Source organism: Pseudomonas moraviensis (assembly GCF_900105805.1).
GTDB lineage: Bacteria > Pseudomonadota > Gammaproteobacteria > Pseudomonadales > Pseudomonadaceae > Aquipseudomonas > Aquipseudomonas moraviensis_A.
Window position 1 is genome coordinate 742,282 of record NZ_LT629788.1, and the last position, 18,400, is coordinate 760,681.

At 59.6% G+C, this 18,400-nt stretch carries 14 protein-coding genes; 10 read left to right on the forward strand and 4 right to left on the reverse strand.

Features of this window, described 5'->3' with window-relative positions:
• The first annotated feature begins 196 nt into the window (after nt 1-196).
• The 6 genes from fadB to BLU71_RS03590 all read left to right on the forward strand — a co-directional run bounded on the left by fadB (nt 197) and on the right by BLU71_RS03590 (nt 7,636).
• Entirely contained in the window at nt 197-2,344 is a 2,148-nt protein-coding gene (fadB, locus tag BLU71_RS03565; RefSeq protein ID WP_083352303.1) for a fatty acid oxidation complex subunit alpha FadB, read from the forward strand.
• A gap of 29 nt (nt 2,345-2,373) precedes the next feature.
• A complete protein-coding gene (gene fadA / locus BLU71_RS03570) occupies nt 2,374-3,549 on the forward strand; it encodes an acetyl-CoA C-acyltransferase FadA (RefSeq protein WP_016775495.1) in 1,176 nt (391 codons plus the stop codon).
• Between the two features lie 93 nt (nt 3,550-3,642).
• Nucleotides 3,643-3,879, forward strand: coding sequence for a DUF1653 domain-containing protein (locus tag BLU71_RS03575; protein ID WP_042609033.1), 237 nt, complete (start codon nt 3,643-3,645; stop codon nt 3,877-3,879).
• A gap of 114 nt (nt 3,880-3,993) precedes the next feature.
• Complete coding sequence (topA, locus tag BLU71_RS03580; protein ID WP_083352304.1) at nt 3,994-6,627, forward strand: type I DNA topoisomerase; 2,634 nt, start codon at nt 3,994-3,996, stop codon at nt 6,625-6,627.
• A gap of 144 nt (nt 6,628-6,771) precedes the next feature.
• A complete protein-coding gene (locus BLU71_RS03585) occupies nt 6,772-7,296 on the forward strand; it encodes a DUF6586 family protein (protein WP_083352305.1) in 525 nt (174 codons plus the stop codon).
• A gap of 106 nt (nt 7,297-7,402) precedes the next feature.
• Nucleotides 7,403-7,636, forward strand: a complete 234-nt coding sequence (locus BLU71_RS03590; RefSeq protein ID WP_003226592.1) for a hypothetical protein — start codon at nt 7,403-7,405, stop codon at nt 7,634-7,636.
• 97 nt (nt 7,637-7,733) lie between these two features.
• Here the strand turns inward: BLU71_RS03590 and sulA are convergent, their stop codons facing one another.
• Nucleotides 7,734-8,207, reverse strand: coding sequence for an SOS-induced cell division inhibitor SulA (gene sulA, locus BLU71_RS03595; protein ID WP_064365362.1), 474 nt, complete (start codon nt 8,205-8,207; stop codon nt 7,734-7,736).
• 10 nt (nt 8,208-8,217) lie between these two features.
• A complete protein-coding gene (gene lexA, locus BLU71_RS03600; RefSeq protein ID WP_016775490.1) occupies nt 8,218-8,826 on the reverse strand; it encodes a transcriptional repressor LexA in 609 nt (202 codons plus the stop codon).
• A gap of 229 nt (nt 8,827-9,055) precedes the next feature.
• On the opposite strand from lexA, the gene BLU71_RS03605 reads away from it, so the two are divergent.
• From BLU71_RS03605 to BLU71_RS03620, 4 genes are all read left to right on the forward strand, one after another.
• Nucleotides 9,056-9,763, forward strand: a complete 708-nt coding sequence (locus BLU71_RS03605; protein WP_042609037.1) for a TetR/AcrR family transcriptional regulator — start codon at nt 9,056-9,058, stop codon at nt 9,761-9,763.
• A gap of 158 nt (nt 9,764-9,921) precedes the next feature.
• Nucleotides 9,922-10,932, forward strand: coding sequence for a beta-N-acetylhexosaminidase (nagZ, locus tag BLU71_RS03610; protein ID WP_064365361.1), 1,011 nt, complete (start codon nt 9,922-9,924; stop codon nt 10,930-10,932).
• A 12-nt stretch (nt 10,933-10,944) separates the two neighbouring features.
• Nucleotides 10,945-11,682 (forward strand): S-methyl-5'-thioinosine phosphorylase, encoded by a 738-nt coding sequence (locus BLU71_RS03615; RefSeq protein WP_064365360.1) that lies wholly within the window; start codon nt 10,945-10,947, stop codon nt 11,680-11,682.
• Nucleotides 11,683-11,691: 9 nt separating this feature from the next.
• A complete protein-coding gene (locus BLU71_RS03620; RefSeq protein WP_083352306.1) occupies nt 11,692-14,985 on the forward strand; it encodes a DEAD/DEAH box helicase in 3,294 nt (1,097 codons plus the stop codon).
• Nucleotides 14,986-15,111: 126 nt separating this feature from the next.
• On the opposite strand, the gene BLU71_RS03625 is transcribed toward BLU71_RS03620, so the two are convergent.
• Nucleotides 15,112-17,802 carry a DEAD/DEAH box helicase gene (locus tag BLU71_RS03625; protein WP_083352307.1) on the reverse strand — a complete coding sequence of 897 codons (2,691 nt, stop codon included), beginning with the start codon at nt 17,800-17,802 and terminating at the stop codon, nt 15,112-15,114.
• Between the two features lie 11 nt (nt 17,803-17,813).
• Nucleotides 17,814-18,395, reverse strand: a complete 582-nt coding sequence (locus tag BLU71_RS03630; protein ID WP_083352308.1) for a CsiV family protein — start codon at nt 18,393-18,395, stop codon at nt 17,814-17,816.
• Nucleotides 18,396-18,400 lie beyond the last annotated feature (5 nt).

The window sequence follows — 18,400 nt, forward strand, 5'->3', positions numbered from 1 at the left end:
AATGTGACGTACCCGAATCAAACGGGCGTATGAATTGAGCGTTTGTCTTACAGACTGCTCCTACAGAATCCCGACTATCGCGTTGGCGGGTGTGCCAGGCGGACAGGTGTCAGCATCGACGAACAAAGCGTCCTTCTGAGCCATATGCCTGCGTCCGACGTGTACTGTTCAGCTTCCATATCGTGGAGATCAGTTGATGATTTACGAAGGTAAAGCCATCACGGTTAAAGCTCTTGAAAGTGGCATCGTCGAATTGAAATTCGACCTCAAGGGTGAGTCCGTCAACAAGTTCAACCGTCTAACCCTGAACGAACTGCGTCAGGCCGTAGACACCATCAAGGCAGATGCTTCGATCAAGGGTGTGATCGTCAGCAGCGGCAAGGACGTGTTCATCGTCGGCGCCGACATCACCGAATTTGTCGACAACTTCAAGCTGCCGGATGCCGAGCTGGTTGCTGGCAATCTCGAAGCCAACAAGATCTTCAGCGATTTCGAAGACCTCAACGTGCCAACCGTCGCGGCCATCAACGGCATCGCCCTCGGTGGCGGTCTGGAAATGTGCCTGGCTGCCGACTATCGCGTCATGTCCACCAAGGCCAAGATCGGCCTGCCGGAAGTCAAACTGGGCATCTACCCGGGCTTCGGCGGTACCGTACGTCTGCCACGCCTGATCGGCGTCGATAACGCCATCGAATGGATTGCCGCCGGCAAGGAAAACCGCCCTGAAGACGCGCTGAAAGTCAGCGCCGTCGACGCCGTGGTTGCTCCCGAGAAGCTGCAGGAAGCTGCCCTCGAGCTGATCAAGCGCGCCATTTCCGGTGAGTTCGACTACAAGGCCAAGCGTCAGCCGAAACTTGAAAAACTCAAGTTGAACGCCATTGAGCAGATGATGGCTTTCGAAACCGCCAAAGGTTTCGTCGCCGGTCAAGCGGGTCCGAACTACCCGGCGCCGGTCGAAGCGATCAAGACCATCCAGAAAGCCGCGAACTTCGGGCGCGACAAAGCTCTGGAAGTGGAGGCTGCAGGCTTCGTCAAACTGGCCAAGACTTCTGCTGCGCAGAGCCTGATCGGTCTGTTCCTGAACGATCAGGAACTGAAGAAAAAGGCCAAGGCCTACGACGAAATCGCCAAAGACGTGAAGCAGGCCGCCGTACTCGGCGCTGGCATCATGGGTGGCGGTATCGCCTATCAGTCGGCCTCCAAAGGCACGCCGATCCTGATGAAGGACATCAACGAGCACGGTATCGAACAGGGTCTGGCCGAAGCCGCCAAGCTGCTGGTTGGTCGCGTTGACAAAGGTCGCATGACCGCCGCGAAGATGGCTGAAGTGCTCAACGGCATTCGTCCGACCCTGTCCTACGGCGACTTTGGTCACGTCGATCTGGTCGTCGAAGCTGTGGTCGAGAACCCGAAGGTCAAGCAAACGGTACTGGCTGAAGTCGAAGGTCAGGTCAAAGAGGACACCATCCTCGCCTCCAACACTTCGACCATTTCCATCAGCCTGCTGGCCAAGGCCCTCAAGCGTCCGGAAAACTTCGTCGGCATGCACTTCTTCAACCCGGTGCACATGATGCCGCTGGTGGAAGTGATCCGTGGCGAAAAGTCGAGTGAACTGGCTGTTGCCACCACCGTTGCCTACGCCAAGAAAATGGGCAAGAACCCGATCGTCGTCAACGACTGCCCGGGCTTCCTCGTTAACCGCGTACTGTTTCCGTACTTCGGCGGTTTCGCCAAGCTGGTCAGCGCCGGTGTCGACTTCGTGCGTATCGACAAGGTCATGGAAAAATTCGGCTGGCCGATGGGCCCGGCATACCTGATGGACGTGGTCGGCATCGACACCGGTCACCACGGTCGTGACGTCATGGCTGAAGGTTTCCCGGATCGCATGAAGGATGACCGTCGTTCGGCCATCGACGTGCTGTACGAAGCCAAGCGCCTGGGCCAGAAGAACGGCAAGGGTTTCTACGCCTACGAGGCCGACAAGAAAGGCAAGCAGAAGAAAGTCGCCGATCCGTCGGTGCTGGAAGTGCTCAAGCCGATCGTTTACGAGCAGCGCGAAGTCACTGACGAAGACATCATCAACTGGATGATGATCCCGCTGTGCCTGGAAACCGTGCGCTGCCTGGAAGACGGCATCGTCGAAACCGCCGCCGAAGCCGACATGGGTCTGGTTTACGGTATCGGTTTCCCTCCATTCCGTGGCGGCGCGCTGCGCTACATCGATTCGATCGGTGTCGCCGAGTTCGTTGCCCTGGCTGACCAGTACGCTGATTTGGGCGCGCTGTACCACCCGACCGCGAAGCTGCGCGAAATGGCCAAAAACGGCCAGAGCTTCTTCGGTTAAGCGCCCCCAACTAGAGTGAGAGTGAACTTATGAGCTTGAATCCTAGAGACGTCGTGATTGTCGACTTCGGTCGTACTCCGATGGGCCGCTCCAAGGGCGGCATGCACCGCAACACCCGCGCTGAAGACATGTCGGCGCACCTGATCAGCAAACTGCTGGAACGTAACAGCAAGGTCGACCCGGCGGAAGTCGAGGACGTGATCTGGGGCTGCGTCAACCAGACCCTGGAACAGGGCTGGAACATCGCGCGCATGGCGTCGCTGATGACCCAGATTCCGCACACCTCGGCCGGCCAGACCGTCAGCCGTCTGTGTGGCTCGTCGATGAGTGCACTGCACACTGCTGCGCAAGCGATCATGACCGGCAACGGTGACGTGTTCGTGGTCGGCGGCGTCGAGCACATGGGCCACGTGAGCATGATGCACGGTGTCGATCCGAACCCGCATATGTCGCTGTACGCGGCGAAAGCCTCGGGCATGATGGGCCTGACCGCTGAAATGCTCGGCAAGATGCACGGCATCACCCGCGAACAGCAGGATGCTTTTGGCGTGCGTTCTCACCAGTTGGCCCACAAGGCAACTGTGGAAGGCAAGTTCAAAGATGAAATCATCCCGATGCAGGGTTACGACGAGAACGGTTTCCTGAAACTGTACGACTACGACGAAACCATTCGTCCGGAAACTACCCTGGAAAGTCTGGCGGCGCTCAAACCGGCATTCAATCCGAAGGGCGGTACCGTGACGGCGGGCACTTCGTCGCAGATCACGGACGGCGCCTCGTGCATGATCGTGATGTCGGCGCAGCGCGCGCAGGACCTGGGTATCCAGCCGATGGCGGTGATCCGTTCGATGGCAGTGGCGGGTGTGGATCCGGCGATCATGGGCTATGGTCCAGTGCCAGCGACCCAAAAAGCCCTGAAGCGTGCGGGCCTTGGCATCAACGATATCGACTTCTTCGAGCTCAACGAAGCTTTCGCTGCACAGGCCCTGCCAGTGCTGAAAGATCTGAAAGTGCTCGACAAGATGAACGAGAAGGTTAACCTGCACGGCGGCGCGATCGCCCTGGGTCACCCGTTCGGTTGCTCCGGTGCGCGTATTTCCGGCACCCTGCTGAACGTGATGAAGCAGAATAGCGGTACCTTCGGGGTGGCCACTATGTGCATTGGTCTCGGCCAAGGTATCTCCACCGTCTTCGAACGCGTTTAAGCGTCTCGTCGATGGAAGCCGGGGCCCAGTGCCCCGGTTTTTGTTTTTGGGTTTTTTATTTATTTTTGAAAAGATTTCAGTGAGGGCCGAAGCATGCCGATACAACCTGGGCTCTATCAACATTACAAAGGTCCGCAATACCGTGTATTCAGTATTGCGCGGCATTCCGAGACCGAAGAAGAAGTGGTCTTTTACCAAGCCCTGTATGGCGATTACGGCTTTTGGGTGCGCCCGCTGAGCATGTTTGTCGAGTCGGTCGAGGTTGACGGCGAGCAGGTGCCGCGCTTTGCTTTGGTGCAAGCCGAACCGAGCCTTTTTCCCAAGGTTTGAGGCGACTGCGCAGAGAACCCTGCGCTTGACCTCACCTTGTATCAACTATATATAGCGGTGCCGCGTCAGGCGCCAACCGCCTTTCACTTCTAGAATTCAGGAATTTTCTGATCCATGGGCAAATCGCTGGTCATTGTGGAATCCCCGGCTAAGGCCAAGACCATCAACAAGTATCTGGGTAACCAATACGTGGTGAAGTCGAGTATCGGCCATATCCGAGACCTGCCCACCAGCGGTTCGGCTAGCGCCAGCAAAGAGCCAGCCGCCAAGCGTGGCAAGGCGGCTGCGGGCGAAGGTCCGGTGCTCTCGCCGAAAGACAAAGCGCGCAAGCAGCTGGTCTCGCGTATGGGCGTCGATCCCGAGCACGGCTGGAAAGCCAAGTACGAGATCCTTCCGGGTAAAGAGAAGGTCATCGAAGAGCTGCGCCGGCTCGCCAAGGATGCTGACACCATCTATCTCGCAACCGACTTGGATCGCGAGGGGGAAGCCATTGCCTGGCACCTGCGCGAAGCCATCGGTGGTGATGACAGTCGCTACAAGCGCGTGGTGTTCAACGAAATCACCAAGAAGGCGATTCAGGAAGCCTTCTCCGAGCCGGGCGAGCTGGACATCGATCGTGTCAACGCCCAGCAGGCGCGTCGCTTCCTCGATCGCGTTGTCGGCTACATGGTGTCGCCGCTGCTGTGGGCCAAGATCGCCCGTGGTCTGTCCGCCGGTCGTGTGCAATCGGTAGCGGTGAAACTGGTGGTCGAGCGTGAGCGCGAAATTCGTGCGTTCATCCCGGAAGAATACTGGGAAGTGCATGCCGATCTCGGCACTGCCAAAGGCTCGACCGTGCGTTTTGAAGTGGCTCGCGAAAAAGGCGAAGCCTTCAAGCCGCTCAACGAAGCCCAAGCCATGGCTGCGCTGGAGAAGCTCAAATCCTCCAGCTACAGCATCGTCAAGCGCGAAGACAAGCCGACCAGCAGCAAGCCGTCGGCGCCTTTCATCACCTCGACCTTGCAGCAGGCCGCGAGCAACCGCCTCGGTTTCGGCGTGAAGAAAACCATGATGATGGCCCAGCGTCTGTACGAAGCCGGCTACATCACTTACATGCGTACCGACTCGACCAATCTCTCGGCCGACGCCGTAGCGATGGCGCGCACTTACATCGAAGACGAGTTCGGCAAGAAATACCTGCCGGAATCGCCAAACGTCTACAGCAGCAAGGAAGGTGCGCAAGAGGCTCACGAAGCGATTCGTCCCTCCGACGCCAACACCACACCGAGCAAACTGGCGGGTATGGAGCGCGATGCCGAGCGTCTGTATGAGCTGATCTGGCGTCAGTTCCTCGCCTGCCAGATGCTGCCGGCGCAGTACCTGTCGACCACCGTCAGCGTTGGCGCTGGCGACTTCGAGCTGCGCGCCAAGGGCCGTATCCTCAAGTTCGACGGTTACACCCGCGTGATGCCACAAATTGTCAAGCCTGGCGATGACGACGTACTGCCGGATATGGCGCAGGGCGATGTGATGAAGCTGATCAAGCTCGATCCGTCGCAGCATTTCACCAAGCCACCGGCGCGTTACTCCGAAGCCAGTCTGGTCAAGGAAATGGAAAAGCGCGGCATCGGTCGTCCTTCGACCTACGCTGCGATCATTTCGACCATTCAGGATCGCGGTTACGTGACGCTGCACAACCGCCGTTTCTATTCGGAGAAGATGGGCGACATCGTCACCGAGCGTCTTTCCGAAAGTTTCTCCAATCTCATGGACTACGGCTTCACTGCCGGCATGGAAGAGAACCTCGATGACGTGGCGCAAGGCGAGCGCGACTGGAAAAACGTACTGGACGAGTTCTACGGCGACTTCAAGAAGAAACTCGAAGTAGCGGAAAACCCGGACAGCGGCATGCGCGCCAACCAGCCGGTCATGACCGACATTCCGTGCACCACCTGCGGTCGCCCGATGCAGATTCGTACTGCCTCGACTGGTGTGTTCCTCGGCTGCTCGGGCTACAGCCTGCCGCCGAAAGAGCGCTGCAAGGCCACGGTCAACCTGGTGCCGGGCGATGAAATCGCAGCGGACGACGAGGGTGAATCGGAATCGCTGGTACTGCGTGGCAAGCATCGTTGCCCGATCTGCAGCACGGCGATGGACGCCTACCTGCTGGACGAAAAGCGCAAGTTGCACATCTGCGGCAACAACCCGGATTGCGCCGGTTATGAAATCGAAGAAGGCAGTTATCGCATCAAGGGCTATGAAGGTCCTAGTCTGGAATGCGACAAGTGCGGCAGCGAGATGCAGCTCAAGACCGGTCGTTTCGGCAAATTCTTCGGTTGCACCAACCCGGAGTGCAAAAACACCCGCAAACTGCTGAAGAGCGGTGACGCAGCGCCACCGAAGATGGATCCGGTGAAGATGCCTGAGCTGAAATGCGAAAAGGTCAACGACACCTACATCCTGCGCGACGGCGCATCCGGTCTGTTCCTGGCCGCCAGTCAGTTCCCGAAAAACCGCGAGACCCGTGCTCCGCTGGTAATCGAGATTCTGCCGCACAAGGACGAGATCGATCCGAAGTACCACTTCCTGTGCGAAGCTCCGCAGAAGGATCCTGACGGTCTGCCGGCGGTCATCCGCTACAGCCGCAAGACCAAGGAGCAATACGTGCAGACCGAAGTCGATGGCAAGCCTACAGGATGGAAGGCGTATTACGACGGTGGCAAGTGGACAGTTGAAGACAAGCGCAGCGCGAAGGCCAAGGCTGAGTAAGCGTTAGTCTGAACAGCGAAAAGGCCGCATGAAACCTTAAGGATTTCATGCGGCCTTTTTGTTTTGTGCTTGCGGTGGCGTTGGCTGATCCACGACACTGTCGGGCCTGTGTGAAGCAATTATTTCGTTGTGGAGGCTGCCGTCATGGCCCACGAACTCTATACCCGCACCAACCAGAAAATCTATTTCGCCGGCCTGTCACTGGAAGCTCTGGCTCGTGCTGAAGAAGGGCGGGCGATGAATTCTCTGGCGCTGATTCAGGCCGGGCGTGAGTCGGCGCTGTTCCACCTCTACGGCGCACTGCTGGGTCTGTGCCATGAGATTGCCGGCTTTTACCGGCTACCGCAGGCCAATTCGCCGAGGGCGGAGGAGTTGCTGAAGCAGGAAGTCCTGGAATCGATCGCTATCCCGGAGCTGGCAGAAATGGTCGAGCTGGCCGGGAATCCGGAAACCTGGCTGGCCAAACTGCTGGCGGCGCACGCGGCACTGTTTCAACCTCCCAGGGTGCCACGCAAACCGAAAGGCGACGTGACACAGCCGCTGATTCAGGCCGTCAACCTGGATGAAGAAGAGGCGCCAGAAGAGTTGACTCGAGAGGAGCTGGAAAGCTGGCGGCAGAGCCTCAAAGGCTTGGCCATCAGATTCCGTGAAGGCTTGAACGAGTGCTGACGGGGTTTGATGCAGTGGCAATCAGAAACATGCTGCTGGTCAAGATCCCGAGCGAAGCTCGAATGATGTCTATATAATCGCTGCCTTTCGTGGAGAACAGACTTATATGCCAACGTCCTTTCTAGAAATTGTCGAGTTACCAGACGGCCGAATCGAACTGCGCAGGGCTGAGGACGAAGGTTCCCTGGTGACGCTGGATTTCTCCGAGGATGCCAAGGCGTTCCTGCAAGGCCAGCACGTCGAAATTGCCAAAGCGATGCTGAGCGTCGGCGTGCAGATGGCAGGGCGTATGGTTGAAGGCGAGTTTGATAAGGAAGAGGGGCCTCGGGTTCTTCATTGATCCACGCCTTGACCTTTTCTCGATCGCTTGCGCTTCAGATCGGCTTCTCTATCCATGGAGAAGCCCTGCGCTTCACACAGCGCGCATCACCAGGCAATTACCCCAAACGAATGTTCAGACTCTGAGCTTCGCCCGTACGCGCGGCGCTGATCAGTTGTTGCCGCGAGTTGGCGTTCAACGGGTTGAGCCAGGTCACCACGGTATGGCTGCGACCCAGGCGCAACGCTTCGCACGCCAGTTGCTGAGCGCTTTGAGTGCCCCGCGGTTGCAGCAGCAGAATGCGTTCGCGATTCAGTCCGGCATCGCGCAGCCAGGTTTGCGTCAGGCTGGCGGGCGGAGCGATCAGCGTCAGCCAGCGAGCATCCTGATCCTCGCTAAGCTCGCGCAGAATCGGCGCGAGCAGGTTCAGGCAGTTCCCGGCAGCACCACGCAGTGACAGTTCACTGAAGGCATCGGGTTTGGCATTCCAATCACGCTCGACCACGTCTTTCAGAATCGGCGCCATAGGCTGGGCCAGAAACGCTTCGAATAAAGGCAGTTGTGTTTGCTGAGGTGTGTGTGGGAACTGCATGGAGCCTCCTTTAGCGGCGAATGACGCCGACACTCAAGCCTTCAATCACCAGTTCCTGATCTTTCAGGTCGACTTCGATAGGGGCAAACTCGGGGTTTTCGGCGATCAGCCAGACTTTGCTGCCTTCGCGCTTGAAGCGCTTGACCGTGACTTCGTCGCCGATACGGGCAACCACGACCTGGCCGTTACGTGCTTCACGGGTGGTATGGACGGCCAATAGATCACCGTCGAAGATGCCGATGTCCTTCATGCTCATGCCGTGCACACGCAACAGGTAGTCGGCGCGAGGATGGAAAAAGGTCGGGTTGATGTTGCAGGATTCTTCGATGTGCTGCTGGGCGAGGATCGGCGCGCCGGCAGCCACTCGGCCAATGATCGGCAGGGTGGAGTCGTCGGCCTTGGCTTCGAAGCCGGGAATACGGATGCCGCGGGAAGCACCGGGCGTCATCTCGATCGCGCCCTTGCGGGCCAGGGCCTTGAGATGTTCTTCCGCCGCATTGGGCGATTTGAAACCCAGTTCCTGAGCGATTTCCGCACGGGTGGGCGGATAGCCGTTGTCTTCTAGGCAACGTTTGATAAAGGCCAGAATCTCGGCTTGGCGTGGCGTCAGCTTTAGCATATTGATCGCTCTGTCTTTTTATACAGTGACTGGGATTATATACAGTGAAGCGCTCTTGGCAATGGCCGTTTTTTTGCCGCCCGCCGAGCGGTCGCCAAGGGCACTTATTAATGCTGTGGTCTTGTGTGGTTAAATAGCTGACCGACCATTCCCAAAACGAACCGGCAGGCTTGACAAGGCACAGGCTGAAACGTATGTTTCAAACAAGTGTTTGTCAGGCGGAGTAGCCATGGCCCAGTCGGAAACCGTTGAACGCATTCTTGATGCTGCCGAGCAGTTGTTCGCGGAGAAAGGATTCGCTGAAACCTCATTGCGTTTGATCACCAGCAAGGCTGGCGTCAATCTGGCTGCGGTGAATTATCACTTCGGCTCTAAGAAGGCGCTGATCCAGGCGGTGTTTTCGCGTTTTCTCGGACCATTCTGCGTCAGTCTCGACAAAGAGCTCGAGCGCCGTCAGGCCAAGCCGGAAAACAAGCCGACGCTCGAAGAGTTGCTGGAAATCCTCGTCGAGCAAGCGCTCGTCGTGCAGCCTCGCAGCGGCAACGACCTGTCTATTTTCATGCGCTTGCTCGGCCTCGCATTCAGCCAGAGCCAGGGCCACTTGCGGCGTTATCTGGAAGACATGTACGGCAAGGTGTTCCGCCGCTACATGCTCCTGGTTAACGAAGCGGCGCCCCGCATTCCGCCGATCGAGCTGTTCTGGCGCGTGCACTTCATGCTTGGCGCCGCCGCGTTCAGCATGTCCGGGATCAAGGCCTTGCGCGCGATTGCCGAAACCGATTTCGGCGTCAACACGTCCATTGAGCAAGTGATGCGCCTGATGGTGCCGTTCCTCGCCGCCGGCATGCGCGCCGAAACCGGCGTTACCGATACAGCCATGGCCAGTGCGCAATTGCGGCCGCGCAGCAAATCCACGCCGGTCGCCGCCAAGGTTTGACCGCGCACGGGTGGGCGCGGCAGCGGGGATCCGCTAAGCTAGCCGGCCATGCCGACTCTCGTACTGAACCCGATCTGCATGAGTTCTGCTGACCGTCCGGGCGCTGCCCACGGTAGCGAACACAGGCAGGTCGGGTTTTTCGTTTTCAAGGAATCTCTATGACTGCTGGCCTGCAAGGCTCGTTGATGGTGGACGTCGCCGGTACCTGGCTGACGGCCGAAGATCGCCAATTGTTGCGTCAGCCCGAAGTGGGCGGCCTGATCATTTTCGCCCGTAACATCGAGCACCCGCGCCAGGTGCGTGAACTCAGCGCGGCTATCCGTGCGATTCGTCCGGATCTGTTGCTGGCGGTGGATCAGGAGGGCGGGCGCGTGCAGCGCCTGCGTCAGGGTTTCGTCCGTCTGCCGGCCATGCGCGCCATCGCCGACAACCCGAACGCCGAATACCTCGCCGAGCAATGCGGCTGGATCATGGCCACCGAAGTGCTGGCGGTCGGGCTCGACCTGAGTTTCGCCCCGGTGCTGGATCTGGACTATCAGCGCAGCGCCGTGGTCGGAACCCGTTCTTTCGAAGGCGATCCCGAGCGTGCTGCCTTGCTCGCAGGGGCATTCATTCGCGGCATGAACAGCGCTGGCATGGCCGCCACCGGCAAACATTTCCCCGGCCACGGTTGGGCCGAAGCCGATTCTCACGTGGCGATCCCGAACGACGAGCGCAGCCTCGACGAGATCCGCGCCAACGATCTCGTGCCGTTTGCCAAACTCAGCAAACACCTGGCCGCCGTCATGCCGGCCCACGTCATCTATCCGCAAGTTGACTCACAGCCCGCCGGCTTCTCCCGGCGCTGGCTACAGGAGATCCTGCGCGGCGAGTTGCAGTTCGATGGCGTTATCTTCAGTGATGATCTGTCGATGGCCGGCGCCCATGTGGTCGGGGACGCCGCCAGTCGCATCGAAGCTGCGCTCACTGCTGGCTGCGACATGGGCCTGGTGTGCAACGACCGCGCCGCTGCCGAACTGGCCCTCAGCGCCGCCCAGCGCATGAAGGTCAAGCCGTCCGCGCGTATCGCGAAGATGCGCGGTCAGGCTTTCGCCAGCACCGATTATCGTCAGGACCCCCGTTGGCTCACCGCCCTCGGCGCGCTCAAAGACGCCCAACTGATCGATTAAGGATTTTTCGTTATGACCGTTTACGCAATCATCGGTGGCACCGGCCTGACTCAGCTCGAAGGTTTGAGCATCCGCCAGTCGCTGGCAGTCGACACTCCTTACGGTGCGCCTTCGGCCGAAGTGCAGATTGGTGAGTACGCTGGCAAGGAAGTGCTGTTCCTCGCCCGTCACGGTCACCCGCACCGCTTTCCGCCACACAAGGTCAACTACCGCGCCAACCTCTGGGCATTGAAGCAGGCCGGTGCCGAAGCGATCATCGCAGTGAATGCGGTCGGCGGGATTCATTCGGCCATGGGCACCGGGCATTTCTGCGTGCCGCATCAGATCGTCGACTACACCAGCGGGCGCGAGCACACCTATTTCGCCGATGATCTGGAACACGTCACTCATATCGATTTCAGCTTTCCCTACAGCGAGCCGTTGCGTCAGCAACTGATTGCCGCGGTCGCCGCTGAAGGCTGCGAATACAGCGATCAGGGCGTGTACGCCTGCACCCAGGGCCCACGTCTGGAAACGGTCGCGGAGATCGTCCGACTGGAACGTGACGGCTGCGACATCGTTGGCATGACCGGCATGCCGGAAGCCGCCCTGGCCCGTGAGCTGGATCTGGATTACGCCTGTCTCGCACTGGTGGTGAATCCAGCCGCGGGCAAGACCACAGAAGTGATCACCATGGCCGAAATCGAGCAGGCACTGCACGATGGCATGGGCAAGGTGAAATCTACGTTGGCACGGGTGCTGGCCAGCTAAGGACTGTCCGTGAGCATTTTCATCGAGCGGCTTAAAGGGCTGATATGGACCCACGCATTCACTAGCAAGGCGTTGGCCAAAGCCCGCGCTTATGCTGCCGATGACCGGGTCGAGATCATCGAAATCGATGACAAAAAGATCGAGGCGTTCTGTGTCGGTTCGGAACTTCAGGCGTATGAGCAAAGCATCTACCTGTCCGAAGATCGCCTGGGAACGGTTAATTTGCGGTGCTTGTGTACCTGTCCCGTTGCGATCGATTGCAAGCATTGTGCAGCGGTGCTCTATCACCTGCAGGGCACTGACGACGATACGTCTGAAAGTGACGCAGCGGTCCCCTTGGGCCGGGCCCTGGAGCATTGGCTGTCGACAATTCCCGTGCCGGCCAAGCCTGCTGAAGAGAGTGCGCAAACCGCAGGCACGCGTCTGTTTTACAAGCTAAAACCGACGCCTGCGAACGGCAAGTGGCTGCTCGATATTTTCAAGGTCTATCAGCTCAAGAGCGGCGAGTTGCGCGAAGTAAAACCGATGTATTCGCTCTCGGACATGCTCATGCGCCAGCCCGGCTACCTGTCCGAGCTGGATCTGCGCGTCGCCAGGCTGCTGGTCGCCATGCACTCCCATCACGCCTATTACAGCGGCTATCCGCTGGAAGGCAGCAGTGGCGCCGAACTGCTGGAAATGCTCCTGCGCACCTCGCGCCTGTTCCTCGACTTCGAAGACTTGCAGCCCCTGGCGCCGGGCGCGAAACGCGTGGGCCAGTTCTCTTGGGCCGAGCAGGCCGACGGCGGCTTCCGCGCGCAGTGGAGCAGTGCCGAAGCCGCACAGGAAACCGTGCTGGCGCTGGAGCCGCTTTACTACCTTGATCGCGAGCAGCGCCAGGTTGGCCCGCTGTTCACTGAGCTGGAAGAAAAACTAGCCTGCCACTTGACCCTGGCTCCTGACATTCCGGCGCGTCAGGCCATGCAGTTCAGCCATCGCATGAGCGCGACGAGCAGAATCCCGCCGCCGCACAAGCTCACCGAACGAATCATCGATGACGTGCTCCCGCAGCCGCAACTGACCCTGGTCAGCGGCCGGGAGCGTTCGCGCTGGGAATACGTTCTGGAGCACCGCGCCGCTCTGGTGTTTACCTACAACGGCCAGCCGGCGGTGGATCGTAATCCGGAAGTGATGATCCTCAACGGCAGCGAAACCCAGCGCATTCAACGTCAGCCTGCGCTGGAAAAGAAGCTGCGCCAGAGCCTGCAAAAGCACGGCTTCAAAAAAGCCACGCGCAAGAGCGCCATGGATCGTCCCGGCGAGATGTTTACCTTGCCGGATGATTCCGCCTGGCTCGGATTCATGCACGAAGGGCTTGCCACACTGCGCGCCGCAGACTGGAAAATCGAGATCAGTCCCGGCTTCCATTTCAATGTGCAACCGGTTGAACAGTGGTACGCCGAGGTCGAAGAAGAGGCCGGGCATCAGTGGTTTGATTTGCAGTTGGGCATCGTCGTCAATGGCGAGCGCTACAGCTTGCTGCCGATCCTTCTGCATCTGCTGCGCACCCAGCCGCGCTTGCTCGACCCGGTCAATCTGGCGCAACGCAGCGATGACGAAAAACTCCTGATCGAACTCAAGCCCAACGGTTTTGGCGACCAGGCGGGTGCCAAGGTCGCGTTGCCGCTGAGTCGGGTCAAACCGCTGATGGCGACGCTGGGCGAGTTGTACCTGGGCGGACATCAGGGCGATGCACTGCGCTTGACCGCTCCAGACGCCGCGCGTCTGAGCATGCTCGATGGCGTGCCGCTGGATTGGCAGGGCGGCGAACGCCTGCGGACTTTTGCCAGGCGCCTGCAGAATTCCAGTCACGCCCACGTTGCTGCGCCGGCCGGTCTCAATGCGCAACTGCGCCCGTATCAGCTCGAAGGCTTGAACTGGATGCAAACCCTGCGCGAGCTGGAGGTCGGCGGCATTCTTGGCGATGACATGGGCCTGGGCAAAACCCTGCAGACCCTGGCGCACCTGCTCACGGAAAAGCACGCCGGGCGTCTCGATTGCCCGGCACTGGCGGTAATGCCGACCAGCCTGATTCCCAACTGGCTCGATGAAGCCGAGCGCTTCACGCCGCAGTTGAAAGTCCTGGCGCTGCACGGCACCGGGCGGCAAAAGGACTTCGCCAATCTCGCCGAATACGACCTTGTGCTGACCACTTACGCATTGCTGCCCAGGGATCTGGAAACGTTGCAGCCGCAGGCGTGGAGCGTACTGATTCTCGACGAAGCGCAGAACATCAAGAACCCGCTGAGCAAAGCCGCACAGGCCGCGCGTGACTTGCAGGCCCGTCAGCGCTTGTGTCTGAGCGGTACGCCACTGGAAAACCACCTCGGCGAGCTGTGGTCGCAGTTCCATTTCCTCATGCCCGGCTGGCTCGGCGACAGCAAGTCGTTCAACCGCGATTACCGCACACCGATCGAGAAGCACGGCAACGTGCAGCGCATGCAGCACCTGACGGCGCGGATCAAGCCGTTTTTGCTGCGGCGCAAGAAGGATCAGGTCGCTACCGAGTTGCCGCCGAAAACCGAGATCATTCACTGGGTCGAACTCAGCGATGGTCAGCGCGACGTCTATGAAACGGTGCGCGTGGCGATGGACAAAAAGGTCCGCGACGAAATCGCCCGCAGCGGCGTGGCGCGCAGTCAGATCATCATTCTCGATGCGCTGCTCAAGCTGCGTCAGGTCTGCTGCGATCTGCGCTTGATCAACATGCCGCTCACGGCGAAGGCGTTGCGCTCGGGCAGCGGTAAGCTGACCAGCCTGATGGAGATGCTTGAAGAATTGCTCGGTGAAGGTCGCAGAATTCTGCTGTTCTCCCAGTTCACCTCGATGCTGGCGCTGATCGAGGAGGAGTTGCAGCAGCGTGGGCTCGGTTATTCGTTGCTGACCGGCGACACCACCGACCGGCGCACGCCAGTCAAGAATTTTCAGGGCGGCAAGGTGCCGTTGTTCCTCATCAGTCTCAAGGCCGGCGGTACCGGTCTGAACCTGACGGCGGCGGACACGGTGATTCACTTCGACCCGTGGTGGAACCCGGCCGTGGAGAATCAAGCGACTGATCGGGCTTATCGTATCGGCCAGAACAATCCGGTGTTCGTCTACAAATTGATTGCCAAAGGCACCGTCGAGGAGAAGATCCAGGCGTTGCAGCAGGAGAAGGCTGCGCTGGCCGGGGCGGTGCTTGAGGGGGGCACGACGGGGGGATTCAAACTCGAACAGAGTGATATCGAAGCTTTGTTTGCGCCGTTGCCGGTTTCCAGGGATTGAGCTTCGGTTTCAATCGTTTGACCGAGGTGATGCCTTTCGCGAGCAGGCTCACTCCTACAGGGGAACGCATTTCAAACTGTAGGAGTGAGCCTGCTCGCAATAACTATCCAACCGGCGACGACGATTTCAACGCTTGTCGATCTTGTCCGGCAACGGCGCAAACAGCGCTTCGATGTCATCGCTCTGCAACTTCCAGTCTCCGGCCTTGCGCCCATCGAGCACGCCCGCGGCGAGGTCGGACTTTTCCTTCTGCAGGTGCTGAATCTTCTCTTCTACCGTTCCCCGGGCAATCATCTTGTACACGAACACCGGTTTTTCCTGGCCAATGCGATAGGCCCGATCGGTGGCCTGGTTCTCGGTCGCCGGGTTCCACCACGGGTCGTAGTGAATCACCGTATCGGCTTCGGTCAGGTTCAGACCGACACCGCCAGCCTTCAGGCTGATCAGAAAGATCTGACGCTTGCCGCTCTGGAATTCCTTTACCGGGGTGCGCCGGTCACGGGTCTGGCCGGTGAGCAGGGCATAGGCGACCTTGCGTTTTTTCAGTTCGTCCTCGATCAACGACAGCATCGAAGTGAATTGCGAGAACAGCAGAATCCGCCGACCTTCTTCGAACAATTCCTCAAGCATTTCCATCAGGCTGTCGAGTTTGCCCGAGGTGCTGCCGCGTGCGGGCAGGGTGGCGTCGTTGACCAGACGCAGGTCGCAGCAGACCTGACGCAGCTTGAGCAGTGCTTCGAGAATGATGATCTGGCTGCGCGCCACACCTTTGCGGGTGATCTCGTCGCGGACTTTCTTGTCCATCGCCAGGCGCATGGTTTCGTACACATCGCGCTGCGCTTCGTTGAGTTCGACCCAATGGATGATTTCGGTTTTCGGCGGCAGCTCAGTGGCGACCTGCTCTTTGGTGCGGCGCAGCAGAAACGGTTTAATCCGACCGTTGAGGTGTTGCAGTCTGACTTCGCTGCCGCGCTTTTCGATCGGCACGCGGTAGTCGGCATTGAAGCTCTTCACGTCGCCGAGCCAGCCCGGCAGCAGGAAGTGAAACAGCGACCACAGCTCACCCAAGTGGTTTTCCAGCGGCGTACCGCTGAGGCACAGGCGCTGGCGCGCATTCAGCTCGCGCGCGGCCTGGGCGGCTTTGCTGTTGGGATTCTTGATGTACTGCGCTTCGTCCAGCACCAGTACGTGCAGCGGCTGTTTGGCCAGGCGCTCGACGTCCTTGGGCAGCAGGGCGTAGGTGGTCAGGATCAGATCGAAGTCGGCGAGATTGTCGAAATGCTTTTTGCGGCTGGCGCCGTACAGCGCGAGTACTTTCAGTTGCGGAGTAAAGTGCGCGGCCTCGTCGAGCCAGTTGGGGATCAGGCTGGTCGGCATCACCACCATGCACGGGCGATCGAGGCGTCCGGCGTTCTTCTCGGTGAGAATATGCGCTAGGGTCTGTAGGGTTTTGCCCAGGCCCATGTCATCCGCAAGAATCCCGCCGACTTCCAGTTGCCGCAGCGATTGCATCCAGCTCAAGCCTTCGAGCTGGTAGGGGCGCAGCGTTGCGTTCAAGCCTTGCGGCGCTTCGGCGCTGAAATCGCGGATGTCGCGCAGGCGCTGAGCGAAGGTGCGGATCTGCTCGCCGCCTTCCCACAGCAGCGGTAGCCCTTCCAGCGAATTGAGTCGGGTGGCATCAGCCTTGCTCAGGCGCAGGGTGGTTTCGCCCGGCTCCTGCAAATAGAACTCGCCCAGCGTCATCAATACCGGCTTCAAGCGGCCGAGCGGCAGCGCCACCTGCAACGGGCCGTGCTCGCTGGTGCGTTGCGGAATGTTTACCAGAATCAATTCGTCATCGCGACGACGGGCGAGGCGTTCCGGGTTGAGGATCTCGGTGTGCGAGCGCATCAGATTGAGCAGGATCGGCAGCAGGCTCAGGCGTTCGCCGTTGACGATAATGCCCAGTTCCAGATCGAACCAGTCGCGCTCCGGCGCCTGTTCGACGGTGGCGTACCAGTCGTCGACGGCGGTCAGGTCGAAGCCGAATTCTTCATCGATCTGCAACTCCCAGCCCTGGCTGCGCAACTTCGGCAGATCGTTGAGAGTGAAGGTCAGCCAGGCGCTGTCGTTGACCATTTCGTAGAGTTCGCCGGCGCTTTCCGGCAGGGCTTTGCTCTGCCTTGTGGCGATGCGGAAACCGAGGATTCTTAACTGCTCGCGGTAGGACTGTTCAACATCCGGGTGGCGTTTTATCCGCAAGGTCTGGGCTTCCTGACGGATCAGGATATCGCTGTGCTTTTGCCCGCTGACGTATTCGTCCAGATAGCTGAACGACAGCGCCGCGCGGTGTTGAATGTAGCGCTGCATCTTGCCATTACGCGGCTCGAAAGCGCTGAACTCGACACTGGCCAGCCACAGGCGCGGCACCGGCTGCACGTTGTCCACCAGCACTTGCGGCGGCGCTTTCGGGCTGCGGTTTTCCAGCACCGCCTGGAGTTTCTCCAGCAGTTCGGCATCTTTCGCGGCGGCGGGGTAGTCGAGGGTTTCCTGGATTTTCAGCAGCACCGCAGCGCAGTGTTTGCAGTTGCTGCGCACCGGACAGGTGCAGGTGGCGTCGACCAGCAGCAGGGTGGCTTTGGCTGACTCGCGCAGATGGATAGTCTGCCGGTAGACACTGCCGCCAGAACCTTCGCAACTGGCGGTGATGGTCGCATCGCCGACCTGGGCGATGCACACCCGATTCTCCAAAGCGTAGCGACGGCCGCGCTCCAGACTCTGTTCTTTGAATCGGCTGACCCACGACGGGGCCAGCGGTTTGCTCAGGGGCGGTGGCATAAGGACTTCGATCAGTCCGGCACGACTTCAGGCGCTTCCCGCGGCGCTGGCGCGGTGAGGGAAGTGATCTTGATCAGCAAGGCCAGATGACCGTTGTCGAGGTAGTTGAGCTGGCCGTTCTTGGTGTGGCTGTCCTGGCGCAGGTGCTCACTGGCGGTGACCAGGCCATTGGCGTCGATCTGATTGACCCAGAAGTCGGCGGTCACGTCGGTGAAGCGGCCGAGTTTCATTTCCAGCGTGCCCTCGATGGGGAACTGGCCGAACTGCTCCTGACCTTCACTGACTGCGACTTTCGCTGGCGCTTCGCCGAGGCTCTGCTGCCAGGCTTTGTGCATCAGCACCGTGTACTCGCCACTGGCCGTGAGTTTGGTTACCACATCATTGAGCGCCGGCGTGCGCTGGCTGTCGTTGCCCAAACGCTGGGCGCCAGCGGCCCAGTCTTCCGGCGCTGCGCGGCTGACGATTGCGGGCACGGCATTCTGGCGCACCAGAATCATTTCGACCTGATACGTGTCATCGGCAAACGCCGCTGGTGCTGCCACTGTCATCAAGAGCGAGGCAAGCAACAAAGTCAGAGAGCGGAACAGGCGCATCGGGC